Genomic DNA, 872 nt, shown 5'->3' on the forward strand with positions numbered 1-872 from the left:
CCTTGAAATACCACCCTTGTATGTTTGATGTTCTAACGTTGCCCCCTTATCGGGGGTGCGGACAGTGCCTGGTGGGTAGTTTGACTGGGGCGGTCTCCTCCCAAAGAGTAACGGAGGAGCACGAAGGTTGGCTAAGTACGGTCGGACATCGTACGGTTAGTGCAATGGCATAAGCCAGCTTAACTGCGAGACGGACAGGTCGAGCAGGTGCGAAAGCAGGTCATAGTGATCCGGTGGTTCTGTATGGAAGGGCCATCGCTCAACGGATAAAAGGTACTCCGGGGATAACAGGCTGATACCGCCCAAGAGTTCATATCGACGGCGGTGTTTGGCACCTCGATGTCGGCTCATCACATCCTGGGGCTGAAGTCGGTCCCAAGGGTATGGCTGTTCGCCATTTAAAGTGGTACGCGAGCTGGGTTCAGAACGTCGTGAGACAGTTCGGTCCCTATCTGCCGTGGGCGTTGGATGATTGAGGGGGGTTGCTCCTAGTACGAGAGGACCGGAGTGAACGAACCGCTGGTGTTCGGGTTGTCATGCCAATGGCACTGCCCGGTAGCTAAGTTCGGAATCGATAACCGCTGAAAGCATCTAAGCGGGAAGCGAGCCCCGAGATGAGTCATCCCTGGCTCCTAGAGAGCCCTGAAGGGACGTTTGAGACTAAGACGTTGATAGGCAGGGTGTGTAAGCGTAGTGATACGTTGAGCTAACCTGTACTAATGCCCCGTGCGGCTTAACCATACAACACCCAAGAAGTGTGAGACCTTGCGGTCAAGGCGACTACAACGACAGCAAACATCAGTTTTCCAGCGATTGTTGGTCGAGAGACCGGCAATCATCAGTTTATTGCCTGGCGGCGATAGCGTTGTGGA

General features: G+C 54.4%; 1 rRNA gene. It reads left to right on the top strand.

The features are described 5' to 3' along the window. Window positions 1-741 (top strand): 23S ribosomal RNA (locus C7H85_RS19255); the annotation flags it as partial. Between the last annotated feature and the right edge of the window lie 131 nt (window positions 742-872).

This window comes from Zobellella endophytica (genome assembly GCF_003012775.1).
Lineage (GTDB): Bacteria > Pseudomonadota > Gammaproteobacteria > Enterobacterales > Aeromonadaceae > Oceanimonas > Oceanimonas endophytica.